This window comes from Clostridia bacterium, from assembly GCA_017410375.1.
Lineage (GTDB): Bacteria > Bacillota > Clostridia > RGIG6154 > RGIG6154 > RGIG6154.
Genome location: JAFQQW010000005.1, coordinates 19,471 through 45,811, shown reverse-complemented (window position 1 = coordinate 45,811; position 26,341 = coordinate 19,471). Strand labels below are relative to the sequence as shown.

Here is a 26,341-nt window from a genome sequence, read left to right as displayed (position 1 = left end):
TAAGAAGCTGGAAGAATACATACATTACTACAACAACAAGAGAATATCTCTTAAATTAAACGGAATGAGCCCGGTACAATACCGAACTCATTCTCAAGCAATTTAATATTAAATTTTGTCTAAACTTTTGGGTTCACTCCAAATTTACGTGTTTTCTTCATCATAGGTCTTTCTTTTTAAGTTTGTAGAACCTTCGTTTGCCTTTATACTCGCGTTTTTGCGGTCCGGACTTTTTTACATTCCCTTTATCAATCTAAAATGTAAACTCTTGCATTACGTCTGCCGAACTGAATGCATTCATTGTAGGTGTTAAAGAACAGGTCTACACGATTGCCTTTAATTGCACCGCCGGTATCCCCTGCTACAGCATAGCCGTAGGTCCAGGAACCGTCTACCGCTTCAATATAAAGCTTTGTGCCCAAAGGAATCACTCTCGGGTCAACCGCTACAACACCAACACCTGCGCGCATACCGGATGCGGTAATACCATATCCTCTGTCGCCGGGACGTTTGCCACAGCTTTCATACGACAAATCGTATGCAGTACACGAAACCGTAAAGGAATTTCTGTAGGATGTGGGCTTGGTCACCCATGTACCGAAAAAGGTCTGCTTGGTTTCAGGTCTTACTTTTGTACCCACATATTTAATTGTATCCACAGGCTTTACAAGCATTTCTTCAGCAAGCAATACCTTAGATACCTCTACGCCGTTTTCATAGCGCACTGCGTAGTTGTTGGAAACGACACCGTCCTGACCCTGTACAGATACATAAGAATCACCGATAAACATATCAGGACGCTTAATTTCAATGGTGTCATGCTTTATAATAACCTGTTCACTTACATTCACTTGTTCTACAGCAACCTCGGTTGCCGGGTTCTGACCTTCCGACAATGCTTTTGCAGCATATACGTGCGCGGTATATGTCGGAGCAATCACGATTGCGGTTAAACAAATTGCAAGAAGCACTTTGCCTGCCGACTTGATTTTTGCTTTTAACATATTTACCTCCCGGGGATTATGGCCCCTTTTTTTACCTCGCTAATTGTAACACTCTTTTAACATGTTGTCAAGTTCTTTTTTCCAACACGGTCTATTTTATCCAAAATCACGGAAAAAAATTCCTCCATTTTTCAGGTGCCGATTTCGCAAAAAATCAAAAGTGGTGAAAAAAACACAAAAAACAGTAAAAAACACCATGAATAGTGGTGATTTATCCCCACATACACTACAATTTGATTCATTTTTCTCTGTTTTCCGTTTCTTTTTCCTACGGGAAATTTTCGTTTATATTTTTGTAACAATTTAAATTTCAATTTTTTTCAAAAAAGTGTTCATTTTTGACAGACTTAATCTATAATACATTTTATTAACATTACGTTCATATAAGCAAAACACATTTCTAGCCCCGCAAATATGCGTTTCTTCTATTAAATAAATATATGTGCACACGGAAACAAATTCTATTGACAAATCCGCTGTTTTTTTATATAATAAACTTAATTAAGTATGCATGGAGGTATGTTTTGGACTTTTCAAGAATCAAATGGCAAGCCAATATCATAGAAGGTATCCGGAACGGCATCCGCACCAACACATTACGGCACGCCATGCTTTTTATCGGCTCGCCTGACACCGCAAAAGATTTGGCACATGCAACCGCAAACACCCTTCTTTGTGACGCAAGAGGCACCGATATGTGCAAAGTCTGCCCCGCCTGCAAAAAATTAATTGCCGGAAGCCACCCGGATAAAATTGTGGTTGAAAAATTAAAAGCAAAGCAAAGCTACGGTGTAGAGGAAGTCCGCGAAATGATTGGACGCATGTACATCAAGCCCTTTGAGGGTGACCGCAAAATATTCATTTTAGAGGATGCTTCTGCTCTGACTCCCGGTGCACAAAACGCACTTTTAAAGGTCATTGAAGAACCGCCCGCCTACGATATGATTATTATGTGTGCCAAAAAGGAAGAGGATTTGCTCCCCACTATTTTGTCCCGCATCACCCATAAATTCAAGCTGACACCGCCCGGCACGCAAGAAATACAGCTGTATTTAGAACAGAAGTATCCGGAAAAGAAATCCATCTGTGCTTTTTGTGCCGCTTTTTCACAGGGCGACCCGGCTTTAGCAGAAGCCCTTTTGGAAGAGGACGGTGCCTTTAGCCGCCGCAAACGACTTGCTTTGTTTTTAGAACGCCTGTGCGGTACCGAAAAATCCTGCATTTTTGATTTTTGCGGATATTTAAAGGACAATGCGGAGGAAATACAAAAAAACGCTGACTATATGTTTGCTATATTAAAAGACATGCTTTTTACAAAGCTCTCTGTTCCGGGATTATTAAATGAAGATTTAAAAGAAACAATTTTAAATCTTTCGGGAAAATGGAGCATAAAAGCAATTGAAAACACAGCCACCCGTTTGGCTGAATTACTGGAAGCACTGAAAAACGCCGCAGCATTTGAAGGCTCGGTGTTAAACTTCTTATTAGATACCTGGGAGGACTTACATGATTGAAATTGTAGGAATTAAGTTTAAAGACGGAGGCAAGGTTTACTACTTTGACCCTGCAGGCAATAAACTGGAGCTTGGCGCAAAAGCCGTTGTGGAAACCGCAAGAGGTGTCGAACTTGGCGACGTTGCCATTGCAAACAAAATGACAGATGAAAAGAATGTTATCTCACCGTTAAAGCCCGTTTTACGCGTTGCAACCGAGCAGGACATTCAAAGAGCAGAGGACAATATTAAAAAAGAAAAAGAAGCCTTTAAAATCTGTCAGGAAAAAATCGAAAAGCATAACTTAGACATGAAGCTGGTAGAAGTGGAATATACATTTGACCAGAACAAGATTTTATTCTACTTCACCGCAGACGGCAGAGTGGATTTCCGTGACCTGGTAAAGGATTTAGCTTCCGTATTCCGCACCCGCATTGAGCTTCGGCAAATCGGTGTGCGTGACGAAGCAAAAATGTTAGGCGGTCTTGGCATCTGTGGCAGAAAGCTTTGCTGTGCATCCCATTTAGGCGGTTTTGAACCGGTTTCCATCAAAATGGCAAAGGAACAAAACCTTTCATTAAACCCCACTAAGATCTCAGGCACCTGTTCCAGACTGATGTGCTGTTTGAAATACGAGCAGGAAGCCTACGAGGATTTGCTCAAAACCACCCCGAATGTCGGCTCGCTGGTTAACACGCCCGAGGGCAAAGGCAAGGTTGTGGAGGTGAATCTTCTGCGCGGCATGCTAAAAATACACTTTGACAAGGATGCAGAGGGTGTTTCACACCTGATGCATGTCAGCGACGTAACCGTTTTGAAGTCTGCAGAAGTACGTGTAAACCCAGAAGAAATGAAAAAATTAAAGAATTTGGAATAAAAATCCACTTTTTTTTAAAAAAATGTTTGCAAATATAAATATTTATGTTATAATAATCTAAATGGAACAAGGAGAAATACCTTTTTTCATAATTTGATGAAGTTAGAACGGATAGGAGGTGCCACGAATGGCTTACATTATCTCTGATGATTGCATCAGCTGCGGTGCTTGCGTAGACGAATGTCCCGTTAGCTGCATTTCCGAAGGTGATGGCAAATATGTTATCAACGCTGACGAATGCTTAGAATGCGGTGCATGTGCAGGCGTATGTCCTGTTTCCGCTCCTCAGGAAGCGTAAAACAAAAATGCAAAAAGAGCGACGGATTTTAAAGTTCGTCGCTCTTTTCATAAATCAGAAGTATTAAAGGTGAATGTATGAGCTTACGGTTAGACGACCTTGGGGTCGGAAATTTAAAAATCTGGCAGGACAAGGATTTGTTTTGCTTCGGCACCGACGCGGTGCTTTTAGCAAATTTTGTTTGTCCAAAGCCGAAAGATACCATCTTAGATATCGGCACGGGCAACGGCATTATTCCGCTTTTGCTGACCGCAAAATGCAATGCAAAAAAAATCACAGGGCTTGAAATTCAACCCGAGTCCGCTTCCCTCGCCCAAAAAAATGTAGAATACAACAGCCTTACAGATAAAATTGAAATCAAAGAGGGGGACATAAAAGATGTTTCTCTTTTTCCCGCCGCCTCTTTTTCCTATATAACCTGCAACCCACCGTATAAGCCGGCAGGAACAGGGCTGAAAAATCCGTCCTCTCCCCTTGCAATTGCACGACATGAGGTGCTTTGCACTTTAGAGGACATTATCAAGCGGAGCGCATACCTTTTGCAATCCAAGGGCAAGCTGGCTTTAGTCCACAAGCCCGAGCGTGCCGCACAAATTATATATTTAATGAAAGAAAACCGTATTGAACCCAAACGGATTTTAACGGTATATCCCAGAGAAAACACTGCACCCTGCCTGATTTTAATTGAGGGCATGAAAGACGGGAACGAGGGTTTAAAGTGGGAAACGCCGCTTACGGTATACGACCAAAACGGCGTATACACCGCTCATTGCAGTGCATTGTATCAGAAAACAAAGGAGAATCAGTCATGAATGGCGTTTTATATTTGGTAGCAACCCCCATCGGCAACCTTTCGGATATTTCGGAACGGGCGTTGGAGGTGCTGAAAATGTCGGATTTTGTCGCCGCGGAGGACACGAGGCACACCTTAAAGCTACTCAATCATTTCGGCATCAAAAAGCCGATGATCAGCTACTATGAACATAACAAGCTCCAACGGGGTGAAATCATTATAGCCAAAATAGCAGAGGGCGAAACCTGCGCGCTGGTAACCGATGCAGGCACCCCTGCCATTTCCGACCCCGGCGAGGATCTGGTACGTCAATGTGCCGAAGCCGGCATAGATGTCATTCCCGTCCCGGGTCCCTGTGCATTTGTGCAGGCGCTTATCGTTTCGGGTCTGCCCACCGGAAGATTTTCATTTGAAGGATTTCTTTCGGTAACCAAAAACTCCAGAAAAGAGCATTTGGAAAGCGTTAAAACCCTTCCCCACACATTGATTTTTTACGAAGCACCTCACAAATTACTGACCACCTTAAAGGATTTGCTGTCTGCCCTTGGCAACCGCAAAATCGCGGTTGTGCGTGAAATCACAAAGATTCACGAAGAGGTGTTGCGCACCGATATTTCGGGTGCATTGGCACATTTTGAAGAAAATCCCCCGAAGGGCGAGTTTGTTCTGGTGGTAGAAGGCTACACCGCATCTATAGAAGATGTACAAACTATTTCCGAGGAAATGATTTTAGAAAAAGCGCAAGCCCTTATGGATGCAGGCATGAGCAAAAAGGATGCCGCAAAAGAAACCGCCGCCTTTTATAATCTGCCCAAAAACAGCGTGTATAAGCTTTTGCACAGCTGATACACATTTTTAAGTCAAAAGCATATACTGTCATTGAGGTGACGTATATGTTTCAGATATTTCTTTTCTCTTTTGCAGGCTTTGGTCTGCTGGCGCTTGTCTTTACTGCTTTTCAGCTGATGCGCCGAAGCTTTACAGATGCCGTAATCCTCTACCCCATGTACCGGGAGCAGGGTGACGCGTATTTTTCACTCCGCACCTTAAGCAGTTTGTGTTTACCCATGGTGGTCATCACAAAAGACGGAGAGGATTTTTCCTCATTGGAAAACGAATTTTTGTATGCGGATTTCGTTTCCCAATCGGATTTTTCTGCATACATACATGACCGATACATAAGAAAGGATACATAAAATGGAGCATTTGTCCGGCACAATTGAAGAAATCATTTTCCGCAACGATGAAAACGGATACTGCGTTTGCGATATGAATGTACAGGATGTTATGGTAACTTTGGTAGGTTACCTTCCTTTTGTTGCGCCCGGCGAAATGATTGATGTGGAAGGCGAATACATCAACCATCCCACTTACGGCAAACAATTTTCTGTATCCACCTTCAGTAAAACACCCCCAAATTCCATCGAAGCCATCTACAAATACTTAGCGGCAGGCATGATTAAGGGCATTGGTCCGTCTACTGCGCAGAAAATTGTAGAAACCTTCGGGGAAGATGCTTTAAATATCATCGAAACCGACCCCGAACGCCTGGCAGAGCTGAAAGGTATCTCTTTAAAAAGAGCCATCGAAATCAGCAACAGCTATCAGGCACAGTTCGGGGTACGAAACATTATCATGTTTCTGCAACAAAACAATATTTCTCCCGTATACGCAGGCAGAATTTACAAGCAATTCGGCGGCAGCGCCATTGAAATCATTCAGAATAACCCCTATGTACTTGCCCGGGAAATTCAAGGCATCGGCTTTAAAACCGCCGATAAAATCGCCCAGGGCTTAGGTGTGCATGCCGACAATCCCGAGCGCATCAAGGCGGCAGTTATTTTTATTTTGCAGGAATCCTCCTCCAACGGACATGTGTACCTGCCCCGCTACACTCTGCTTTCCAAAACCATTCAGCTTACAGAATGTGACGGTGAGGCGGCAGACATTGCAGTAAGCGAGCTTTGCATGGAACACTATTTGATTCGTGAAGAACACGAAGCTTTTGAGGCGGTTTACCTTGCCGGCATGTATATGGCAGAAACGGGCGTTGCAGACAAACTGCGCGAACTAAACAACATTCCGCCCAAGTCGGTAACCCCTGCCCTGGAAAAGCTGGTAGACAAGGTGTCTGCCCGTATCGGCATTAATTTGGAAGAAAAACAACGGTGTGCCGCAATTACTGCCATGACCACTCCGGTTGTGGTAATCACAGGCGGTCCCGGTACCGGTAAAACCACCGTCATCAATACCATTATCCAGACCATGGAGGCAGATGGCAAAACCGTCCTGCTTGCCGCACCCACGGGTCGTGCCGCAAAGCGCATGACCGAGGTGACCAACCACGAGGCGTGTACGCTTCATCGCTTACTGGAAGCTGAATACTCCCGAGAGGAGCATCGCACAAAATTTGCCCGCAACGAAGCCTCGCCTTTAGAAGCGGACGCTGTGATTGTAGACGAAATGTCCATGGTGGATATTTTGCTTTGCCACGCCCTTTTACGGGCAATTCCCCACGGCACTTCCCTGATTTTGGTCGGAGATGCCGATCAGCTTCCCTCGGTAGGCCCCGGCAATGTATTGCGGGATATTATCAAAAGTGAAGGTGTGCTGACCATCCGCCTGACCGAAATTTTCCGTCAGGCACGCGAAAGCATGATTGTCATGAACGCCCACCGCATCAACAGCGGACAGTTTCCCGTTTTGAATCAAAAAGACAAGGATTTCTTTTTGATGAACCGCAATTCCCCCGAAAAAGTGGTGGAAACCATTGTGGAGCTTTGCAAATACCGTCTGCCCAAGGCATACAACGTAAATCCCTACACCGACATTCAGGTTTTAACCCCCATGCGTAAAAATGCTGTGGGTGTAAACGTGTTAAACGAAGCCCTGCAAAACGCCTTAAACCCCGCAGACAATAAAAAGAACGAGAAAAAGTTCGGCGAACACCTCTACAGAGAGGGCGACAAGGTGATGCAGATTAAAAATAATTATGACATTCCCTGGGAAAGCAATGACCCGTTCATGCCCGAGGGACAGGGTTTGTTCAATGGGGATATGGGCATCATCCAGACCATTGACAACCGCAATGAACAGATGACCATACTGTTTGACGAGGACAAGCTGGTAACCTATCATTTCGCTTCTCTTATGGAGTTAGAGCCGGCTTTTGCCACTACGGTACACAAAAGCCAGGGCAGTGAATTTCCCATTATTGTTATGCCTGTCTTTTCGGGGAACACCATGATGCAGTCCAGAAATCTTCTGTACACCGCCGTAACCCGTGCCAAACAGCTGGTGGTACTGGTGGGCCAGGAAACCGTTTTGTCCCAGATGATTGAAAACAATAACGAATTCCGAAGATACTCGGGACTACAGGAGCGTTTAACCTATGATTCTTAAAAATCTGTTCTTTCCGCCAAAGTGTATTTTCTGCCGGAAGGTCATGCCCATAAATCAAAAGCCGCCGAATCTTTGTGACAAGTGTCGGGTAAAATTACCCTTTTTACCGATACGCACCTGTCCCCGATGCGGAAAGGCTATGGATGCTGTGTATGAAAAGCCTTTCTGTCCCTATTGTGCAGGACATTTTCCGGGCATCCGCGGTATTGTTTCCCCTTTTCTGTATAAAGAAGAATTGCGTGAAGCCATTTTATGCTTCAAATTCCGCAACCGCCCCTACTATGCGCAAAGCTTTGCGCCTTTTCTTCTGGAACGGTTAAATAAGTATAACCTTACAAATTTTGATGCATTGATTCCCGTCCCTGTTTCTAAACAGCGACTGAAGGAGAGAGGCTACGACCAGTGTGTCCAGCTTGCAAAAGCCCTCTCCGTCCTGTCCGGGATTCCCGTGGTTCATATGCTCCGCAAAACCATGCATACCCCAAGGCAAAGCACCTTAAACAAAGCAGAACGCCAAAACAATCCCAAAAAGGCTTTTGAGGCAATTCCCACGGATAACCCACCCAAAACCGCACTATTGCTGGATGATATTTACACCACCGGTGCAACCACCCTCGCCTGCGCGGCAAAGCTCCGCAAAGAGGGTGTGAGAAACATTTATATCTGCACCGTCGCCATGCATTTGCCTTATATTACAAATGTTGAAGAAGACATAGAATTTTAAAAGGAGATAGCTTAGCTATCTCCTTTTAAAATTCTATATACACTTCCGGATTTACTGCTTTTTCGTTCTCATAAAGCTCAAAATGCAAATGCGGTTCAGATTGAGCTTCCACCAGAGCCGTTTCGCCCACTGTACCGATGACAGCGCCCTGTTCTACCGTCTCACCGACCTGCACCTTCACCTGTGCATCAAGATTCGCGTATTTGGTCAAAAATCCGTTTTCGTGTTTAATTTCAACGGTTTTTCCGTACATGTTATCTGCATAAATGGCATGTACCTCACCCTTTTCGCAAGCGCGCACCGTTTCTCCCACAGCACCGTACAAATCAATACCGGCGTGTGCCCGATAGTCTGCAAAAACCGGAGAATATACCAGTCTCTCTCCTGTATACGCAGTCATAACGTCTCCCGCAACCGGTGCGCAAAGTGCAAACAGATCTGCTTCCGCTTCTGCAATCGTTTCTTCGGGCATAGGTTCTTCGGGCACCTCTTCAACCACCGGAACAGTATGCATTTCCGGCTCAGGTACAGACAACATCTCCTGCATATTTTTCATGGACTGCTGTTGCGTATCCAATACATTCTGACTGATTTCGTTGGTTCTGGAGATATAATAACGGCTGATAACCCCTGTAAGTAAAATACCTGCCAGAAAAATTCCGACACCAATAAAAACCGGCTTTTGTAAAACTTTCATTCATTCTCCTCCTTTTCATGAATTCTATACAGATTTTCCCCAAAAAATTTAAAATTAAACCTTGTTTTTTTGAAAAAACTATTGCTATTATCCACAATATATGGTATGATATAAATACCATGAAACTAATTAGGGAGGAATACACATGATTAAAAAAATAATTACAGGTGTAATGTGTGTCGCACTTTTGCTTTCGCAACTTACCTTTTCTGTTTTCGCTTTTGACGATGTGGATGCAGAAAGATACAGCTGGGCAACTACACAGATTAATGAAATGGCTGACATGGGTATCATCAACGGCTTTGAGGACGGATCATTCCGACCGGATCAGGGCGTAACCCGTATTGACTCTTTGCTTCTGATTTCCAGAATTCTTGGTGTGAATAATCCGACAGAAGCAAAAATTGTTGAGCTCGCCGAAAACAATTATTATCCTGTTGTGAATTTATTGAAATATCCTGCCTACCAGAAAAACTTAGCATACATTTTATACCGCGAGGTTTTCAGTCCCGAAGAATTACAGACTTTTCTTAAACTGGATCTGGGCGCACAGCCCGTTAAGCGCTATGAAGCAGCTGTTCTTATGGTAAAAATGGCAAATGCAGAGGATGAACTGCTCAAGGCTGACGAAATTTCGCTCCCCTTTGCTGATGTGGAAGAAATTTCCGCAAAAACCTTACCGCATGTAAACTACTGCTACCAGCACGGTTTAATGAAAGGTGTAGAAGATAACAAGTTTGATCCCAACGGCATCGTAACCCGCGCACAAATGTCGGTTTTGCTTTACAATGCCATGAAAACGTTAAACCTTTCTACCGTATGCGGTACTGTTGAAGAGGTAAGCGGTTTCGATAACTCCATCACCTACATTGATGAGTTTAACAACAAGGAAGTATTTAATAATACCGGCGATGTTCGCATCACCTTAAATGCAGAAAACATTGAAGACATCGACATGATTTCCACCGGTGACATCATTAACGTTCAGTATTCCGGCAAAGACATTTATATGATTGAAGCCTTGACCGTACTGAAAGACGAAACAATTGAAGGCTATTATGCCGGAAAAGGTTCTTCCTCCACAATTCAGAAAATTCTGGTTCGCGAAATCGGAGACGACCCCAGCACCTTAAGCTATATTTTAGACGATGATGTTCGCATTTACTTAGACGGCGAAGAGGTTTCCATGTCTTCTCTGCAGAGTGGCGACCGCATTAAGCTCACCATTCGCGACAGCCGTGTAACCATTATCAACGCAGCTGCAAGAAAAACCACCATCAACGGCTATATCAGCGCCTTTGATTACGAAGAAGAAGGCAGCCTATCCATCAAGCTTTCCAACAACAGCGTTGTGACATATCCGCTCTCTGAAGACGACGTATCTGTTACCAGAAACGGTGATGAAGTAACCATGCGCGACTTAAAGGTTGGCGACAAGGTTACCGTTAAAATGGAATACGATATCATCTACTCTGTTGATGCAACCAGCGTAAAGAAATCCTACGAAGGTACCATTGAAGAAATCATCATTTCCAGCACCAATCCCAGAATCAAGATTGATATCGGCAAGGAAGAAATTGAATGTGCAATGGATAACAGCATCGCCATTACCATCAACGGTGAAGAAGCAACCATTTACGATGTTCGTCTCGGTTTCCCGGCAGTCGTTAAAACCGACAGCTCCACCGTAACCGAAGTAACCATCACCTCTACACCGACAGTTGAAAGCGTAAATGTAATGGGTACTGTAACTGAAGTAAACACCAACTATTCTTCCATTACATTACTCTTAAATGACGGCTCGTACGAAAAAGTGTTTGTGAAATCCGGTGCAAGCATCATCAACGGTACCACCGGCAAAAAAGCAACACTTTCTACCATCAAGCCCGGTGATACTTTAACCGCCGTGGTTTCCACCACAGGCTTTACCGCTGAAGCAATTTCCATCGTTGTTTTTCCCGCAGGTAAATAAATGAATAAAAAAGCTGTGCGAAAAGCACAGCTTTTTTCAAAGGAGTACAAAAATGATAAAGACCCAGAAATACTATGACTTTATGGAGCTTTTTGAGCAGGACGACTGCCCGATTTGTCTCATGCGCCAGAAATGGGCAGACGAGTTTATTGATGCTTTTTTGTACGAAGGCGTCAATGACCGAAATTTCCGTACAACCATCCGCAATAACGGTGGTCTCTGTCGCAAGCATGCCTATGATATGATGGCGCAGGGTGACCCGCTTGCCCACTCTATTTTATACAGCGACTTAATCGGTGACTATTTAAAAAATATTGACGCCAAAAAGAAACCCGGTTGTCTGGTTTGCTCTAAGGAAGTGGAAGCAGACGAGGTAACCTACAGAGCTTTTATGGAATACTTTTCGGGCGATAAGGCGTTTTATGACAAGTTTGCAGACACAAAATCCTGCATTTGCCGACCGCATTTAAAAGAGCTGAAGATACGCTTCAAAAAGCAAAAAGAGCTTTTAGCCGGGCTTTATGAGGTGCAGATTCGAAACTTAGAAACTGCAAAGGAGCATTTAGATGAAATTGTCCGCAAGCACGACTACCGTTATGCAAATGAAAGTATTACCGAAGAAGAAAAGCTTGCATGGCAACGCGCCGTAAAACTGATGGTAGGGAGGTAACTGTATGAACGCAAAAGAACGCATGAAAAGCGGAGAAATCTACTTTTGTGATGACGAAGCACTGATGAAAGAACAGATTTTATGTCTGGAGAAATTATACGACTTTAATCAGACACGTCCCTCAGAATTCGAAAAACGCGCCTTCCTTTTAAAAGAGTTGTTAGCTGAAGTTGGCAAAAACTGTTATGTAGAGCCGCCCCTGCACGCAAACTGGGGCTGTCACACACATTTTGGCAACAATGTATATGCAAATTTTAATTTAACGTTGGTGGACGATACCGATATTTTTGTAGGGGATTCGGTTATGTTTGGTCCGAACGTCACCGTTGCCACCGCAGGACACCCGATAAATCCCGATTTGAGAAGAGATGTGGCACAGTACAACATTCCCGTGCACATTGGAAATAACGTCTGGATTGGTGCCAATTCTGTAATCCTGCCCGGCATTACCATCGGAGACAATTCGGTCATCGGTGCAGGAAGTGTTGTTACCAAAGATATCCCCGCAAATGTTGTTGCGGTAGGCAACCCTTGTAAAGTATTACGCGAAATCGGCGACCATGACAAAGAATACTACTACAAAACCAAAAAAATTGATTGGGAGGCTTTAAAAAAATGAATCCTATTTCCAAGATTGATAAAAACTTTGATGTTTCCCAAACCATTGACAAGGACGATGTGGTGTTTTACAACATTAAAGAAAATGACTGGTGCTTACACGGTTTGAAATATGATAACAAATGCTTTTACCGTATGGACAAAGAGATTGCAAAAGAAGTCAGCACAGGCGTTGAAGTCTTGAACTACCACACATCGGGAGGCAGACTTCGTTTTGTTACCGATTCAGAGTATATTGCCATCTCTTTTAAAGGAAGCCTTGAACATCACATGAATCATATGCCTCTTTCGGGCAGCTCCAGCTTTGATATTTATGCAGACAACATATTTTACCGTCCTTTAATCACCACAGTAGATGCTGTAGGCGGTATGGATACCTATCGGGAATTCCCCGACCGTAAACCGCGCGAAATTTTGATACATTTCCCTCTTTATAACCCCGTTGATGAGGTGTATCTCGGTTTGCAGAAGGATGCTACCTTCCTGCCTGCAAAGCCGTATACATACCAAAAGCCGGTGGTGTTTTACGGCTCGTCCATTACGCAAGGCGGATGTGCTTCCAGACCGGGCTGTCAGTATTCTGCAATACTTGCCCGAAAGCTTGATTTTGACCACCTCAATTTAGGCTTTTCGGGAAATGCCAAAGGGGAACCTGCTATGGCTGACTATCTTGCAAACCTTGATATGTCCGTTTTTGTCATGGATTACGACCACAACTCAAGTGTGGAAGGATTGCAGGAACGGCACGAACAGCTGTTTAAAACCATTCGCGAAAAACAACCTGAATTGCCTGTTATCATGATTAGCAAGCCCGATTTTGGTATCCCTTACAACACAAAGGAAGAGGATATAAAACGTCGCGACATCATTTATACCACCTACAAAAATGCCCTTGAAAACGGAGACAAAAACGTATACTTTGTAGATGGCGAAAGCTTCTGGATAAACGAAACCGACCCGGGCGATTGCACAGTAGACGGCGTTCATCCCACCGACCACGGCTTTGCGCTCATGGCAAAAGGCATCGAGCCTGTTTTAAAACAAGCACTAGAATCCCTGAAAAAGGAGTGTTAAAAAATGAGCGATATTTCTAAAATTGATAAAAATTTTACAGTTCCCGAAGCGATAGACAAAAAAGATGTTGTGTTTTACAATGTTAAGGAAAACGATTGGTGCTTATACGGTTTGATGTATGATGAAACCCAGTTTTTTCGCATGGACAAATCAGTTGCAGAAAAAATCAGCCAAAATCTCATTTGGCTGAACGAGAACACCTCAGGTGGCAGACTTCGGTTTGTTACAGATTCAGACTACATTGCCATTTCCTGCAAAACCAACGGTATCGCAAGACCTAATAACATGACCCTTACCGGTGCTGCCGGATTTGATATTTACGGAGACAATCTGTTTTTCCGTCCGTTGGTTCCGCCCCCCAATACAACCAAGGACTATGACACCTATTGGGATTTCCCTGACAAAGGCATGCGTGAAATCACAATCAACTTCCCACTATATAATAATGTAGCCGATGTGTATATCGGTTTACAAAAAAATGCGGTGTTTAAACCTGCAAAACCCTATACATACCAAAAACCGGTTGTGTTTTACGGCTCATCTATTACGCAGGGCGGATGTGCCTCCAGACCCGGTTTGCAGTACACTTCCATTCTTTCCCGTGCGCTTGATTTTGATTATATCAACTTAGGCTTTTCAGGAAACGCAAAGGGTGAACCGGAAATAGCAGAATATCTTGCAAGCCTTGATATGTCTGTTTTTGTATTGGATTACGAACACAACGCCCCCACCCTTGAGCATCTTCAAAACACCCACGAGAATGTATTTTTAACCGTGCGCAAAAAACATCCCGAAATACCGATTATTATGATTACCAAGCCTGATTTCGGACACCCTGCACACGGCAAAGAAGGAATAGAAAACAGCATCAAACGTCGTGCCGTTGTCTATCAGACATACCAAAATGCACTTGCTCGTGGTGACAAAAATGTTTATTTTATTGATGGAGAAACCTTCTTCAAAAACGAACACGACCACGCAGATTGCACCTTCGATGGTTGTCATCCCAACGACCTCGGTTTTCATCTTATGGCAAAAGGCATTGAGCCTGTTTTAAAGCAAGCACTAGAATCCATTAAATAAAAAAAGACCGCGTTGCGGTCTTTTTTATTTGCTTTTTATCTGAACCAGGTCGTTCCGTCATCAAACGCAACTTTTTCGATATACACATTTCCGACTTTTCGCATTCTGCTGCAGTCATCAATTGTCCAGGTGTATGTCACAGTGTCTCCCCATGTTAAGTCGGCAAAATCGGTATAACCGCTTATGATTGCATCATAATAGTTATAATCATAAGTAATTTCACCATATGCATTCATGCATGTAAATTCCAGTTCAAAGGCTTCTATATTTTTATTGGATATGTTCCAAAGCACAAGATTCGCCTGCGGATTTCCGCTTGAATCATAGTCTACATAAGTATCCTTTACAACAATGGGAACACCGACCTGTCTATACAGCAGTCTGTAGTATTTCAGCAACAGCTCGACATGCTCATCGGTAGCATAGAGAGTACCGAAGTCTTCACCGTATATCTTGGTTTCCAGATATTCTGCAGCTGCAGCGTATCCCTGTTCGTTTGCCAGCTTGTTTGCCCAAGCAATCACAAAATCGCCATATGTATACCACCCTGCCGCCTGATATGCAAGCACCTCGCTTGGGAACACATATATCTCCTGCATATCCATTGTGAGCATCGGCACTTTCCAATAAGACACCTCCTGCATCACATGATTCGCGTGCAGATCACTTACCCACATTTTCAGTGCACGCTCGTTAGGAACCCAATGCACGTCTCCAAACATGGTCAATTCCTCCACAGGCACCATGGTATATCCGTTCATTGCATATGAAGTTATCCGCTTATTACCCGCATAAACCTTAATATCAGTTGCCAGTATATCGGTAAATTTTGTTCCCGGGGCATCTTCTTTACAAACCTCCATGGCAGTTACCTCTGTACTTCCGTTGCGGGTTATGGTCAGGCTTCTGTCATACTGATTCCAGAATACATCAAATCCGAAATTCTGTAAATCCTCCGCCACAACTACGGACTGTCCGTTCACCGCATAGGACGGAATGGCATAATGATTGATGTATACTACAATATCAGTATTCAAAGCCGTTCCCACTACATCTCCTACCTTCGCCTGTGCAATCATGCCAAAGCAAGACATAAGCATAACCACGCTCAAAACAACCGTCATTATTTTCTTCATTTCTGTTCCCCCTTTTTTGTCGATATATACAGTATAACACACCTCTGCTTTTTTCGCAAGAAATTTGTGTGTTTCACATCTCCATTTCATAGAAAAAAGGACATGATTTGAAAATCATATCCTTTCGCACGCTACGCTACTTTTATTATCAAGAAATATGCCTTTTAAAACAGTTTTTCACTCAATCCGCATTTGTAACACATGTTTGCACCTGCCGGATTTTTAGTTTTACATTCTTTACACACCCAATATCCCGCCTCATATGCTTTGGCATCCGGTTTTACAGCTACTTTAACTATCGGCACAGGCAATTCGTTATACATCTTAAAGTTTGCTGTTATTCTGGTGTTGTAAATAACATTTGCAAAAGCAATCAACAATACACCGACACAAGCAAACGAGAGGTATGCAATAACTCCCGTAATCAAATCGGGCAAAAATTCTATCACAAACGCCAAAAAAGCTTTTTCTTTTACAGCAGATGCAATCGTCACCCCATCGAGAATACCAAACAATACGAATACAATGCAAGCATATCTCCCCCAATGTCTTAATGTATTTGCCCAACTGTACAAACAAGAAACCACCGGATCCGGTCTTGCACAATCTTCCAACGTTTTAGGTCGCTCTCTTGCTGTCAACTCAAACAGTTCCTTCACTTTTCTTCCTCCTTTTTTCTTCCTTGTAAAATAAAAAATGCGTAGCCGAAGCTACGCATGAAAAACGCACAGCTCCGAGCCGCCAAGCAATTTCACACATACAAATATCACTACAAGTATGCAAAACAGAGCATGCATTTTTACCTAAAAGAAAAACGCACACTTATAGTGATTCTAAATATGAAATTACTTGGCATTTTTATTGTAGCACATATTTCCTGTTTTGTAAAGAAAAACTCTGCTCAAGTGAGCAGAGTTTTAAAATTATTTACATACTACATTTACAAGCTTGCCGGGAACAGCGATAACTTTAATGATTTGCTTACCTGCGGTAAGTTCTTTAATTTTTTCGCTTTCCATAGCTGCTTTTTCAGTATCTTCGCGGGAAAGACCGGACGGAATTACCAGCTTGTCACGGATTTTGCCGTTAATCTGAAGCACGATTTCTACTGAATCATCCACCGTTTTGCTTTCGTCAAAGGTCGGCCATGCATTTGCAGAAAGTGTACCCTCAAAGCCCAGCACCTGCCACATTTCTTCAGTGATATGCGGTGCGGTGGGGTTCAGCAAGTGGATAAAGGTCTTAAGTTCGCCCTTTGTCACACTACCCTTACGATAGAATTCATTGATAAGTGCCATGAGCGATGCAATCGCGGTGTTAAACTTCATCTTTTCGATGTCGTCGGTTACCTTTTTGATGGTCTTATGCATCAGGCTTTCCATGTCTTTGGAATATTCCGTTTCATCGGTTACAATATCCAGCAAGTTCCAGACACGTTCTAAGAACTTGTGACAACCCTTAACACCCTGTTCGGACCAGGGCGTAGACTGGTCAAACGCACCGATAAACATTTCGTAGGTTCTGAATGTATCTGCACCGTAGTTTTCTACAATATCATCGGGATTTACCACGTTACCACGGGATTTGGACATCTTTTCGCCGTTTTCGCCCAGAATCATACCATGGCTGGTACGTTTGTTATAAGGCTCGGGCATGCTGACAACACCAATGTCATATAAGAACTTGTGCCAGAATCTGGAATAAAGCAAGTGCAATGTGGTGTGTTCCATACCGCCGTTGTACCAATCCACCGGCATCCAGTAATCCAGTTCTTCTTTGGCAGCCAACGCACAATCGTTTTTGGGGTCGATATAGCGCAGGAAGTACCAGGAAGAGCCAGCCCACTGGGGCATGGTATCGGTTTCGCGCTTTGCAGGCTTACCGCACTTAGGACAAGTGGTGTTTACCCAATCGGTGATTGCCGCTAAAGGCGACTGACCGTCGTCTGTAGGCTCGTAGTTTTCCACATCCGGAAGTGTTAAAGGTAATTCGCTTTCAGGAACGGGAACGAATCCGCAGCAATCGCACTGTACCAACGGAATGGGTTCACCCCAGTAACGCTGTCTGGAGAATACCCAGTCACGCAGTTTATAGTTAACCTTCTTTTTGCCAACGCCTTTTTCGGCAAGGTATGCGATAATCTTCTGAATCGCTTCTTTTACCTGCAAACCGTTCAGGAAATCGGAATTCATCATCACGCCTTCCGACACATCGGTGAACGCTTCTTTTTCCAGGTCTACATTGTCGCCCTCAACCACCTGAATGATGGGGAGATTAAATTTCTTTGCGAATTCATAGTCACGAGTATCGTGTGCAGGTACTGCCATAATCGCACCGGTACCGTAGGTCATGAGTACATAATCGGAAATCCAAACCGGAATTTCTTTGCCGTTTACCGGGTTGATGGCACGGATGCCTTTCATTTCTACACCGGTCTTATCTTTGGCAAGCTCGGTTCTTTCAAAATCGGACTTTTTAGCTGCCGCTTCGCGGTAAGCCTTGATTTCGTCCATATTGGTAATTTCAGATGCAAATTTGTCGATAAAAGGATGCTCGGGCGAGATAACCATGTAGGTTGCACCAAACAAGGTGTCGGGACGGGTGGTATATACTCTGAGCTTTTCGCCAACTGTTAAAGCGAAATCAACCTCTGCGCCCTCAGAACGGCCAATCCAGTTTTTCTGCTGAATTTTAACGCGTTCTATGTAGTCAAGGTCATCCAAGTCATCAATCAGACGCTGTGCATATTCGGTAATTTTGAGCATCCACTGGCTCTTTAACTTCTGTACAACCTGGCTGCCGCAACGTTCGCAAACACCGTTTACAACTTCTTCGTTTGCCAGACCGCACTTACAGCTTACACACCAGTTAACCGGCATTTCCTGCTTATAAGCAAGTCCTTTTTCAAACAATTTCAAGAAAATCCACTGGGTCCACTTGAAATAATTCGGGTCTGTGGTGTTGATTTCTTTCGACCAGTCAAAGGAAAAACCGATGCTCTTTAACTGACGCTTAAAGTTTGCCACATTGTTTTCGGTTACAATGCGGGGATGAATCTTATTTTTGATTGCAAAGTTTTCGGTGGGCAGACCAAATGCATCCCATCCCATGGGATACAGTACGTTATAGCCTTCCATTCTTCTTTTTCTTGCCACAATGTCAAGGGCAGTATAGCTTCTGGGATGTCCTACATGCAAGCCGTAGCCCGAGGGATACGGAAATTCTACCAAGCCATAAAACTTCGGCTTGGATTTATCTTTCGAGGACGCCTCAAAGGTATGATGCTCGTCCCAGTATTTTTGCCATTTGTCTTCAATTTGTCTGAATTTGTAATCCATCTTATATCAAAACCTTTCTGTTTATCAATCAAAGTGAATCGGGTGCAATTTCGGTTGCATCCGCCCAGAGACGTTCTAAATTATAAAACTCTCTTGCATCCGGCATAAACACGTGTACAATCACACCGCCGTAATCCAGCAGAATCCAGGACGCGCTGTCATGACCTTCTACGTGATTAACTTCAATGCCGTCTTTTTTTAATTCTTCTTCAATGGCACCGGCTAATGCTTTTACCTGCGTGTTGGAGTTACCGCCTGCGATTACAAAGTAATCGGTTACCACGGTTACATCCTCAAGCTTTAAGATTTTCACATCTTGTGCCTTGTGCTTACCAAGCGCCGCCATTATTTTTTTTACGATTTCTACGGATTCCATAAAGTCCTCCTTTATAAAATTTACTCTAATTCTTATTGTATCACAAATTTATATAGATTTCAACAGAAAATTCCGTGCATTTAAAGAATTTTTGTGTACTTTCATGCCATTTTCATGCAAATAGGAGATGGTATTCTCCATCGCCTGCAAAACCGCCTTATCCAGATTTTCTTCCGCAAGGCTTCTGAGCTCTTCCACCCCCGGCTGCGTGCGATTGGGTTCAATCACATCTGCCAGATACACGATTTTTTCTAAAACCGACATATTTTCTCTGCCCACCGTGTGGTAAAAACAGGCATTATACATATCTTCATCAATTTCAAAGTGCTGTTTAGCATATTCTGCTCCGGCAGGGCCATGCAACAATGCACGGGTTGCACGCATTTCTTCATCCAGATTTAAATCCTTACAAAGCATACGCATTTGTTCAATGGTATCTTCCTTTACAATGTCATGCAATAAGCCTGCCGTATAGGCTTTTTCGGGGTCTGCACCATATTTAAAAGCAAGCTTTTTAGCACACTCTGCAACCCCTAAGGTATGCAAAAAGCGTTTCTCCCGAAGCTTTTGCACCAGCACCTTTAAAATCTCTTCATTCATACAATCCATTCCTTTTAATATATGCATACACCTTTTCAGGCAGTTCGGTACAATCCGCCTCCGACCTGAGTGCGGTAGAGGAAACATCCGGCGTCAAAAGTGGCACAAATTGCACTTTGGGACTGAATTTTTCCTGAATATCCGTTACCTTTTTTTGGTATTCTGTCTCCGAAAACGCACCGCTTCTGTCCGAAACAATAAACGAAACCTCCCGGAATAACCGCTCCGGCTCTTTCCAGCGGGGCAAATCCACAAACATATCCGCACCCATAATAAAAAATATATGATCCTTCGGATATTTTGCACGAATTGCTTCCATTGTATCCACCGTATAGCTGTTTCCCTCTCGTTTTAATTCCATGTCGCAAGGCTCCATGCCCGGTTTGTCCTCCAAAGCAAGCTGTACCATTTCATAGCGTGCCTCTGCCGAAACCTGCGGTTCATTTTTATGAGGCGGACGGGCGGAAACCATAAACAAAACCTTATCCAAAATGCCCTTGCCGAGCAACTGCTCAGCAAGGGATATGTGTCCGTTATGAATGGGATTAAATGTACCGCCAAATATGCCGATATTCATATCTTACCGCCTTAGAATACAAATTCAAATTCCAACTCGTCCATGCGAACGATGTCATTTTCTTTAATACCTGCTTTTTCCAGTGCCTCAATGATGCCCTTTTTGCGGAGCATGGTCTGGAAATAGCTTAAAGATTCGTAATCATCAAAGTTAATGGAGTTAATCAGCTTTGTGACATACGGACCTTCCACCACATAAATTTCATTTTCCCGACGCACGGTAAATTCTTCCATAGGTGTAAAGGTGTAATCCACATGGTCAATGCTTTCCACTTCAATTTCAGGAATCGGAATTTCTTTGAGCATGGACGCAGTATACGCCATAAGCTCTCTTACACCTGTCTTGGTTGCCGCAGAAATTTCAAAAACTTTGTATTCACGACGTTCCATTTCTTCCAAGAAAGCTTTGTACATATCGGGATCGGTTAAAATATCTGTTTTGTTTGCCGCCACAATCTGCGGACGGGAAGCCAAATCCGGATTATATGCCACAAGTTCTTTGTTAATCAGGTCAAAATCCTCTATGGGATTTCTGCCCTCGATGCCTGAAACATCCACAACATGAATGAGCATACGGGTACGCTCTACATGGCGCAAAAAGTCGTGTCCCAAGCCTGCGCCTTCGCTTGCGCCCTCAATCAATCCCGGAATATCCGCAACCACAAAGCTTTCGCCTTCTCCTGCGGAAACCACCCCAAGATTGGGAATAAGCGTTGTAAAATGATAGTTTGCAATTTTAGGCTTTGCAGCACTTACGGTAGACAAAAGTGTGGATTTACCCACATTCGGGAAACCCAAAAGACCCACGTCTGCCAGAAGCTTTAATTCAAGCTCCAGTTCACGTTCATCCCCTAAAGTGCCCACCTTTGCAAATTTAGGTGCCTGACGGGTTGCGGTTGCAAAATGTACGTTGCCCCAACCGCCTCTGCCGCCTTTTGCCGCTACAAAGGTATCGCCTTTTTCTTTCAAATCGGCAACAATAACGCCGTTGTATTTAATCACCGTACCAATCGGCGCTTTGATGGTAAGGTTTGCACCGTTTTTACCGTGACATTTGCCCGCAGTACCGTCCCCACCGTTTTCCGCCAGGTACTTTTTCTTATATTTAAAATCCAGAAGAGTGGACAGCTGATTATCCGCCACAAAAATTACGTCGCCGCCGTTACCGCCGTCGCCGCCGTCAGGACCGCCGGATGCAATATACTTTTCTCTGTGAAAAGACATGCTTCCATCGCCGCCTTTTCCGGCTTTTACTAAAATTTTCGCTCTGTCAATAAACATTTTTATCCGCTCCTTTCCTATATTTTCAAAGTAAAAAGTGCCGGTACTATAAAGTATCGGCACCTTGCAGTTTCATTATTCAGCAGCGTATACACTAACCTGCTTCTTGTCTTTACCTTTTCTTTCGAACTTAACCTGTCCGTCGATCAAGGCAAACAGTGTATCGTCTCCACCCTTTTTAACATTAATACCGGGATAGATTTTGGTTCCTCTCTGTCTAACGAGAATGTTACCGGCCAAAACGTGCTGACCGTCGCCACGCTTAACGCCAAGGCGTTTAGACTCGGAATCTCTGCCGTTTTTGGTACTGCCGACGCCCTTCTTATGTGCCATGTAATCTCACCTCCGAAATTTTCGACTTAAACTTTAATTAAAAGTTAATTTTTTCAATCTGAATCTTTGTGTAAGGCTGTCTGTGACCCTGCTTTTTGTGATAACCCTTTTTCGGTTTATACTTGTAAACAATGATCTTCTTGTCCTTACCCTGGCCAATTACTTTCGCTTCAACAGAAGCGCCTGCGGGATTAACGGTAAATCCTGCATCAGAAGATACTGCCAGAACTTCGTCAAACTTAATGGTATCATCAACAGCAACGTCTTTCTTTTCGATAAACAAGGTATCGCCTTCAGACACTTTATACTGCTTACCACCCGTTACGATAATTGCGTACATAACGGTTTCACCTCCTGTATTTTAGACTCGCCGATACCGGTGGCTTTCGCACTTCATAAACCATTTTCGAGCGGTTACACTCAATGATACCACATCTTTTTCCGTTTGTCAAGAAAAATATTTCATTTTTTGCGTTTTTTTCTTAATTTTAATTCTGCAAATGTATTTGACTTTCACATATGAAAGTGATATAATGTTTTTAGGATAAATGATTGGAGTGTTTATATATATATGAAAAAATTCTATTTAAGCCAGGTGCTGATTACCACTCTTTTTGTCATTGCTGATATCATCGGTACAATCTGCAGTGTCCTCGGTTTGGAAATCTTACTGTACGGTCTGGACTTTGCCGATAAAATCTCTGTGTACAAAATTGTGTATACGGCACTTGCTCTGCTATTTTTCCAGATTTGCTTTTTCCTGCTTTCAGGCGTATACAAAAAATACTGGCAAACTGCAGGGTTTACGGATTTTGCAAAGCTTTTGTTCTCAACGCTTTTCATTCTGTTCCCCATGATTCCGCTTTCCATTATCCCGAAATCTGTATTTTTACCCACCGATCATATTTTTACCGCTACTCTTTTATGTGCGGTACTCTCCTGCTTCACCCGCGCACTGTTACATATGTATCACCGCATGGCAGTCCGCATTGTCAAAAAGCACGGCAACAAAAAGAGCAGTAATCGTCTTTTAATTGTAGGTGCAGGCGAGGCAGGTCAGATTGTTGCCCGGGAAGTGAGCATCAATACCAAGCTTAATTATAATGTTATCGGCTTTGTGGATGACGATCCGTCTAAGCTTGGTATGACCATTAAAGGTGTCGAGGTTTTGGGTCGTATTTCCGACATCAAAAGAATCTGTGAAGAAAAAGAAATCACCAATATTTTATATGCAATCCCCTCGGCTGACGAGGAAACCACAAAGGAAATTTTAAACCTTTGTAATCAGACCGAATGTAAGGTTAAGATTGTTCCCAGTCTGGATCAGATTATTTCTTCGCCCGACAAAAGTCTTGCCAAGCGCATCCGCGACGTGCAGATTGAGGACTTACTCCCCAGAAGCCCGATTGTCTTAGATAATGGCGCTTTAAAAGACAGTCTCGGCGGAAAAGTGGTTATGGTAACCGGCGGTGGTGGTTCTATCGGCAGCGAGCTTTGCAAACAGATTGCCGTTTATGAACCCTCTCAGCTGATTATTGTTGACATTTATGAAAACAATGCCTATGACCTTACCAATGAGCTTTTATATCTGTATCCCGATTTAAACATTAAAACACTCATTGCTTCTGTTCGGGATAAAGACCGCATGGACTCCATCTGCAAGCAGTACAAGCCTTCGGTCATTTTCCACGCAGCGGCACACAAGCATGTTCCGCTTATGGAGGATTCTCCCTGCGAAGCCATAAAGAACAATGTGTTCGGCACCTTGAATATGGTACAGTGTGCGGCGCAAAACAATATTCCGAAATTTGTCATGATTTCCACAGACAAGGCGGTAAACCCAACCAACGTTATGGGTGCCACCAAACGTCTTTGCGAAATCATTGTGCAGGCATACCAGAAGATAAGTTCCACCAACTTTGTTGCAGTTCGTTTCGGCAACGTGCTTGGTTCAAACGGCTCGGTTATTCCGTTGTTTAAGCGTCAGATTGCCCGGGGCGGTCCGGTAACACTGACACACAAGGAGATTACCCGCTTCTTTATGACTATCCCCGAAGCCGCACAACTGGTGCTTCAGGCATCCCTTTATGCAAAGGGTGGTGAAATCTTTGTACTGGACATGGGACAGCCGGTTAAAATTTATGACCTGGCAATGAACATGATTAAGCTTTCGGGCTATGTGCCTTATGAAGATATCGACATTCAGATTACCGGTCTAAGACCCGGTGAAAAGCTTTATGAAGAGCTTTTAATGTCCGAGGAAGGCTTAGGACAAACCGCGCACAACAAGATTTTCATCGGCAAGCCCTCTTTTGCAGAATTTGAGGAATTGAAGCCGAAGTTAGAAGCGCTTTACACCGCAGCCCATGCACAGGACGAACAAAAAACCCGTGAATTGCTCATGGATTTAGTCCCCACCTTCAAACCTGCCAATAACTAATTACAGCCCTTTTTTAGGGAATAGGAAAAAATGTTCGGAATGGACAAACTGAGCCCAAACCGCGATATAGCGCGGTTTGGGGTTACCCGAAGGCGTACAAAGGTACGTCGAGAGGCGAAGTTTGTTCATAGCAAAAACGCATTTATCAAAAGAAAACACGCAAAATTTTGCGTGTTTTCTTCATTTCGTGTCTTTCTCGTGCGTTTGCACAAACTTTGTTCGCCTTTATACTCGCGTTTTTGCGATCCGGACTTTTTTTACATTCCCTTTTATTTGACAAAAAATGACATTTATGCTATACTGCACTTACCGGACACATTGCAAAAGCAGGAGGTTTTTATGAGAAAATTTATGCGCCCGGTATTGGTGCTTTGCACAATTTTAATTTCACTCACAATACTCCCAATACCAATACATGCAGAAGAAAGCTGGCTCTGGCCGGTTCAGCACTATTATAATATCAGCTCCGGCTACGGACAGAGAAACAGAGGCTGGCATCAGGGCATTGATGTGGATTCCACCGGCGTCGGCAATATTACCGGCAAACCGATTGTAGCAACCAAAAGTGGTTATGCAACCACCTATCCAAACTATGGTACTGCCGGAAACTTTGTTTCCATTGACCACGGTAACGGATACATTTCCCGTTATATGCATTTGGACAGCATCGCCATTGAAGACGGATATGTCGAGCGCGGACAAATCATTGGATATGCAGGCAACACAGGAAATTCTACAGGACCGCATCTGCACTTTGACATTAAATTAAACGGCGAGGAAGTCAATCCCATGCCGATAAATATCGACGAAAGACACACCTATTTAGGAAGCTCCGCTCCCTTTTCCGAATCTTTGGAATATGACTATTCCGAGGAATCATATGCCTACGATTCTGCGCAAATTCTTTATACCAATCAGATGCTGGAAATCGGACAGAATGGCGACATTGTTTCCCAGCTGCAATCCTCTCTGAACTTAGCAATGGGAACCAATCTTCCGGCAGACGGTGAATTTGGTCCTTCTACAGAAGAGCTGGTTAAACTGTTTCAACAGCTCCACGGATTGGAAATTGACGGCATTGCAGGTCCCGGCACCATTGCCAGATTAAATGAAATCTGTTTGAATCAAAGCCTGTCTCCGACCGTTTCCCCTGTGGATATAAATTCAAAAATATTTTTAACAGTCGGCGTTCCGCACGCCCATGTTTTCGGCAAAAGTCAGGAAACCGACTCTGCGCCCATTATCGTAGAGGGCAGAACCATGATTCCGGTTCGCTTACTTTCTGAAAGCCTAGGTGCAACCCTTTACTGGGATGCCTCTGCCCCCGACACAACCATCGTAGTCAAGGACGGCATACAAATCAACATTTATATTGATTCCAATGTGGCGCGTGTCAATGATTCGCAGGTGGTGCTTGACAGCCCTGCATTCATAGAAAACAACAGAACCTATGTACCTGTCCGCTTCATATGTGAAGCGCTCGGTGCGCAAATTGACTGGAATCCCGATACCAAAACAATTTCAATTACGCCGTAAACAAAAAACCAAGTGCAATC

General features: G+C 43.6%; 27 protein-coding genes and 1 other annotated feature. Of the genes, 16 read left to right on the top strand and 11 right to left on the bottom strand.

The features are described from left to right. Positions 1–106 (top strand): IS3 family transposase (locus IJE10_00890; GenBank protein ID MBQ2966662.1); only part of this gene is annotated, 106 nt, incomplete at its 5' end. 142 nt (positions 107–248) lie between these two features. On the opposite strand, the gene IJE10_00885 is transcribed toward IJE10_00890, so the two are convergent. Next, a complete protein-coding gene (locus tag IJE10_00885; protein MBQ2966661.1) occupies positions 249–674 on the bottom strand; it encodes a 3D domain-containing protein in 426 nt (141 codons plus the stop codon). A gap of 854 nt (positions 675–1,528) precedes the next feature. On the opposite strand from IJE10_00885, the gene IJE10_00880 reads away from it, so the two are divergent. The 8 genes from IJE10_00880 (at position 1,529) to IJE10_00845 (ending at position 8,591) form a co-directional block, all read left to right on the top strand. Further along, the gene (locus IJE10_00880; GenBank protein MBQ2966660.1) at positions 1,529–2,518 is read left to right on the top strand and encodes a hypothetical protein; all 990 of its coding nucleotides are present in this window, start codon (positions 1,529–1,531) and stop codon (positions 2,516–2,518) included. Further along, the gene (locus IJE10_00875) at positions 2,511–3,374 is read left to right on the top strand and encodes a stage 0 sporulation family protein (GenBank protein ID MBQ2966659.1); all 864 of its coding nucleotides are present in this window, start codon (positions 2,511–2,513) and stop codon (positions 3,372–3,374) included. The genes IJE10_00880 and IJE10_00875 overlap by 8 nt, the downstream gene beginning before the upstream one ends. A gap of 127 nt (positions 3,375–3,501) precedes the next feature. Beyond that, positions 3,502–3,672 carry a 4Fe-4S binding protein gene (locus IJE10_00870; protein MBQ2966658.1) on the top strand — a complete coding sequence of 57 codons (171 nt, stop codon included), beginning with the start codon at positions 3,502–3,504 and terminating at the stop codon, positions 3,670–3,672. A 77-nt stretch (positions 3,673–3,749) separates the two neighbouring features. Continuing rightward, the gene (locus IJE10_00865; GenBank protein MBQ2966657.1) at positions 3,750–4,484 is read left to right on the top strand and encodes a tRNA1(Val) (adenine(37)-N6)-methyltransferase; all 735 of its coding nucleotides are present in this window, start codon (positions 3,750–3,752) and stop codon (positions 4,482–4,484) included. After that, positions 4,481–5,311, top strand: a complete 831-nt coding sequence (rsmI, locus tag IJE10_00860) for a 16S rRNA (cytidine(1402)-2'-O)-methyltransferase (GenBank protein ID MBQ2966656.1) — start codon at positions 4,481–4,483, stop codon at positions 5,309–5,311. Before IJE10_00865 ends, rsmI begins: the two co-directional genes overlap by 4 nt. A gap of 47 nt (positions 5,312–5,358) precedes the next feature. Beyond that, positions 5,359–5,661, top strand: a complete 303-nt coding sequence (locus tag IJE10_00855; protein ID MBQ2966655.1) for a hypothetical protein — start codon at positions 5,359–5,361, stop codon at positions 5,659–5,661. A gap of 1 nt (position 5,662) precedes the next feature. After that, positions 5,663–7,867 carry an ATP-dependent RecD-like DNA helicase gene (locus IJE10_00850; GenBank protein ID MBQ2966654.1) on the top strand — a complete coding sequence of 735 codons (2,205 nt, stop codon included), beginning with the start codon at positions 5,663–5,665 and terminating at the stop codon, positions 7,865–7,867. Then, a complete protein-coding gene (locus IJE10_00845; GenBank protein ID MBQ2966653.1) occupies positions 7,857–8,591 on the top strand; it encodes a ComF family protein in 735 nt (244 codons plus the stop codon). Before IJE10_00850 ends, IJE10_00845 begins: the two co-directional genes overlap by 11 nt. 25 nt (positions 8,592–8,616) lie before the next feature. Here IJE10_00845 and IJE10_00840 read toward each other — a convergent pair whose 3' ends face one another. Next, positions 8,617–9,288: a M23 family metallopeptidase gene (locus IJE10_00840; protein MBQ2966652.1), complete on the bottom strand. Its 672-nt coding sequence runs from the start codon at positions 9,286–9,288 to the stop codon at positions 8,617–8,619. A gap of 145 nt (positions 9,289–9,433) precedes the next feature. On the opposite strand from IJE10_00840, the gene IJE10_00835 reads away from it, so the two are divergent. From IJE10_00835 to IJE10_00815, 5 genes are read left to right on the top strand one after another with little or no spacing between them, the layout of a single operon-like run. Next, positions 9,434–11,260: an S-layer homology domain-containing protein gene (locus IJE10_00835; GenBank protein ID MBQ2966651.1), complete on the top strand. Its 1,827-nt coding sequence runs from the start codon at positions 9,434–9,436 to the stop codon at positions 11,258–11,260. Between the two features lie 52 nt (positions 11,261–11,312). Further along, on the top strand, positions 11,313–11,930 hold the full coding sequence (locus IJE10_00830) for a hypothetical protein (GenBank protein MBQ2966650.1): 618 nt from the start codon (positions 11,313–11,315) through the stop codon (positions 11,928–11,930). 4 nt (positions 11,931–11,934) lie between these two features. Continuing rightward, on the top strand, positions 11,935–12,549 hold the full coding sequence (locus IJE10_00825) for a sugar O-acetyltransferase (GenBank protein MBQ2966649.1): 615 nt from the start codon (positions 11,935–11,937) through the stop codon (positions 12,547–12,549). Beyond that, positions 12,546–13,622 carry a hypothetical protein gene (locus tag IJE10_00820; protein ID MBQ2966648.1) on the top strand — a complete coding sequence of 359 codons (1,077 nt, stop codon included), beginning with the start codon at positions 12,546–12,548 and terminating at the stop codon, positions 13,620–13,622. The genes IJE10_00825 and IJE10_00820 overlap by 4 nt, the downstream gene beginning before the upstream one ends. Before the next feature lie 3 nt (positions 13,623–13,625). Beyond that, the gene (locus IJE10_00815; protein MBQ2966647.1) at positions 13,626–14,705 is read left to right on the top strand and encodes a hypothetical protein; all 1,080 of its coding nucleotides are present in this window, start codon (positions 13,626–13,628) and stop codon (positions 14,703–14,705) included. A gap of 35 nt (positions 14,706–14,740) precedes the next feature. Here IJE10_00815 and IJE10_00810 read toward each other — a convergent pair whose 3' ends face one another. The 9 genes from IJE10_00810 to rplU form a co-directional block, all read right to left on the bottom strand. Beyond that, entirely contained in the window at positions 14,741–15,841 is a 1,101-nt protein-coding gene (locus IJE10_00810) for a hypothetical protein (protein MBQ2966646.1), read from the bottom strand. 164 nt (positions 15,842–16,005) lie between these two features. Then, the gene (locus IJE10_00805; GenBank protein MBQ2966645.1) at positions 16,006–16,500 is read right to left on the bottom strand and encodes a hypothetical protein; all 495 of its coding nucleotides are present in this window, start codon (positions 16,498–16,500) and stop codon (positions 16,006–16,008) included. Positions 16,501–16,764: 264 nt separating this feature from the next. Beyond that, positions 16,765–19,179 (bottom strand): leucine--tRNA ligase, encoded by a 2,415-nt coding sequence (locus IJE10_00800; GenBank protein ID MBQ2966644.1) that lies wholly within the window; start codon positions 19,177–19,179, stop codon positions 16,765–16,767. A gap of 28 nt (positions 19,180–19,207) precedes the next feature. Then, positions 19,208–19,555, bottom strand: a complete 348-nt coding sequence (rsfS, locus tag IJE10_00795) for a ribosome silencing factor (GenBank protein MBQ2966643.1) — start codon at positions 19,553–19,555, stop codon at positions 19,208–19,210. 48 nt (positions 19,556–19,603) lie between these two features. Further along, positions 19,604–20,155: a bis(5'-nucleosyl)-tetraphosphatase (symmetrical) YqeK gene (yqeK, locus tag IJE10_00790; protein MBQ2966642.1), complete on the bottom strand. Its 552-nt coding sequence runs from the start codon at positions 20,153–20,155 to the stop codon at positions 19,604–19,606. Next, a complete protein-coding gene (gene nadD, locus IJE10_00785) occupies positions 20,148–20,732 on the bottom strand; it encodes a nicotinate-nucleotide adenylyltransferase (protein ID MBQ2966641.1) in 585 nt (194 codons plus the stop codon). Before nadD ends, yqeK begins: the two co-directional genes overlap by 8 nt. Positions 20,733–20,743: 11 nt before the next feature. Then, complete coding sequence (gene obgE, locus IJE10_00780) at positions 20,744–22,012, bottom strand: GTPase ObgE (protein ID MBQ2966640.1); 1,269 nt, start codon at positions 22,010–22,012, stop codon at positions 20,744–20,746. Positions 22,013–22,087: 75 nt separating this feature from the next. Continuing rightward, positions 22,088–22,345 (bottom strand): 50S ribosomal protein L27, encoded by a 258-nt coding sequence (gene rpmA, locus IJE10_00775; protein MBQ2966639.1) that lies wholly within the window; start codon positions 22,343–22,345, stop codon positions 22,088–22,090. A 37-nt stretch (positions 22,346–22,382) separates the two neighbouring features. Beyond that, a complete protein-coding gene (rplU, locus tag IJE10_00770) occupies positions 22,383–22,685 on the bottom strand; it encodes a 50S ribosomal protein L21 (protein MBQ2966638.1) in 303 nt (100 codons plus the stop codon). Positions 22,686–22,698: 13 nt separating this feature from the next. Continuing rightward, positions 22,699–22,771 (bottom strand) — a sequence feature (ribosomal protein L21 leader region). 427 nt (positions 22,772–23,198) lie between these two features. On the opposite strand from rplU, the gene IJE10_00765 reads away from it, so the two are divergent. Both IJE10_00765 and IJE10_00760 read left to right on the top strand, forming a co-directional pair. Next, positions 23,199–24,785, top strand: coding sequence for a polysaccharide biosynthesis protein (locus IJE10_00765; protein ID MBQ2966637.1), 1,587 nt, complete (start codon positions 23,199–23,201; stop codon positions 24,783–24,785). Positions 24,786–25,124: 339 nt separating this feature from the next. Next, positions 25,125–26,321 (top strand): peptidoglycan DD-metalloendopeptidase family protein, encoded by a 1,197-nt coding sequence (locus IJE10_00760; protein MBQ2966636.1) that lies wholly within the window; start codon positions 25,125–25,127, stop codon positions 26,319–26,321. The last annotated feature ends 20 nt before the right edge of the window (positions 26,322–26,341 follow it).

Excerpts from the sequence above, each read along its gene's own strand:
- IJE10_00885 (MBQ2966661.1), bottom strand. The coding sequence starts at position 674 with ATGCTTGTAAAGCCTGTGGATACAATTAAATATGTGGGTACAAAAGTA.
- IJE10_00875 (MBQ2966659.1), top strand. The coding sequence starts at position 2,511 with ATGATTGAAATTGTAGGAATTAAGTTTAAAGACGGAGGCAAGGTTTAC.
- IJE10_00870 (MBQ2966658.1), top strand. The coding sequence starts at position 3,502 with ATGGCTTACATTATCTCTGATGATTGCATCAGCTGCGGTGCTTGCGTA.
- IJE10_00865 (MBQ2966657.1), top strand. The coding sequence starts at position 3,750 with ATGAGCTTACGGTTAGACGACCTTGGGGTCGGAAATTTAAAAATCTGG.
- rsmI (MBQ2966656.1), top strand. The coding sequence starts at position 4,481 with ATGAATGGCGTTTTATATTTGGTAGCAACCCCCATCGGCAACCTTTCG.
- IJE10_00855 (MBQ2966655.1), top strand. The coding sequence starts at position 5,359 with ATGTTTCAGATATTTCTTTTCTCTTTTGCAGGCTTTGGTCTGCTGGCG.
- IJE10_00850 (MBQ2966654.1), top strand. The coding sequence starts at position 5,663 with ATGGAGCATTTGTCCGGCACAATTGAAGAAATCATTTTCCGCAACGAT.
- IJE10_00845 (MBQ2966653.1), top strand. The coding sequence starts at position 7,857 with ATGATTCTTAAAAATCTGTTCTTTCCGCCAAAGTGTATTTTCTGCCGG.
- IJE10_00840 (MBQ2966652.1), bottom strand. The coding sequence starts at position 9,288 with ATGAAAGTTTTACAAAAGCCGGTTTTTATTGGTGTCGGAATTTTTCTG.
- IJE10_00835 (MBQ2966651.1), top strand. The coding sequence starts at position 9,434 with ATGATTAAAAAAATAATTACAGGTGTAATGTGTGTCGCACTTTTGCTT.
- IJE10_00830 (MBQ2966650.1), top strand. The coding sequence starts at position 11,313 with ATGATAAAGACCCAGAAATACTATGACTTTATGGAGCTTTTTGAGCAG.
- IJE10_00825 (MBQ2966649.1), top strand. The coding sequence starts at position 11,935 with ATGAACGCAAAAGAACGCATGAAAAGCGGAGAAATCTACTTTTGTGAT.
- IJE10_00820 (MBQ2966648.1), top strand. The coding sequence starts at position 12,546 with ATGAATCCTATTTCCAAGATTGATAAAAACTTTGATGTTTCCCAAACC.
- IJE10_00815 (MBQ2966647.1), top strand. The coding sequence starts at position 13,626 with ATGAGCGATATTTCTAAAATTGATAAAAATTTTACAGTTCCCGAAGCG.
- IJE10_00810 (MBQ2966646.1), bottom strand. The coding sequence starts at position 15,841 with ATGAAGAAAATAATGACGGTTGTTTTGAGCGTGGTTATGCTTATGTCT.
- IJE10_00800 (MBQ2966644.1), bottom strand. The coding sequence starts at position 19,179 with ATGGATTACAAATTCAGACAAATTGAAGACAAATGGCAAAAATACTGG.
- rsfS (MBQ2966643.1), bottom strand. The coding sequence starts at position 19,555 with ATGGAATCCGTAGAAATCGTAAAAAAAATAATGGCGGCGCTTGGTAAG.
- yqeK (MBQ2966642.1), bottom strand. The coding sequence starts at position 20,155 with ATGAATGAAGAGATTTTAAAGGTGCTGGTGCAAAAGCTTCGGGAGAAA.
- nadD (MBQ2966641.1), bottom strand. The coding sequence starts at position 20,732 with ATGAATATCGGCATATTTGGCGGTACATTTAATCCCATTCATAACGGA.
- obgE (MBQ2966640.1), bottom strand. The coding sequence starts at position 22,012 with ATGTTTATTGACAGAGCGAAAATTTTAGTAAAAGCCGGAAAAGGCGGC.
- rpmA (MBQ2966639.1), bottom strand. The coding sequence starts at position 22,345 with ATGGCACATAAGAAGGGCGTCGGCAGTACCAAAAACGGCAGAGATTCC.
- rplU (MBQ2966638.1), bottom strand. The coding sequence starts at position 22,685 with ATGTACGCAATTATCGTAACGGGTGGTAAGCAGTATAAAGTGTCTGAA.
- IJE10_00765 (MBQ2966637.1), top strand. The coding sequence starts at position 23,199 with ATGATTCCGCTTTCCATTATCCCGAAATCTGTATTTTTACCCACCGAT.
- IJE10_00760 (MBQ2966636.1), top strand. The coding sequence starts at position 25,125 with ATGAGAAAATTTATGCGCCCGGTATTGGTGCTTTGCACAATTTTAATT.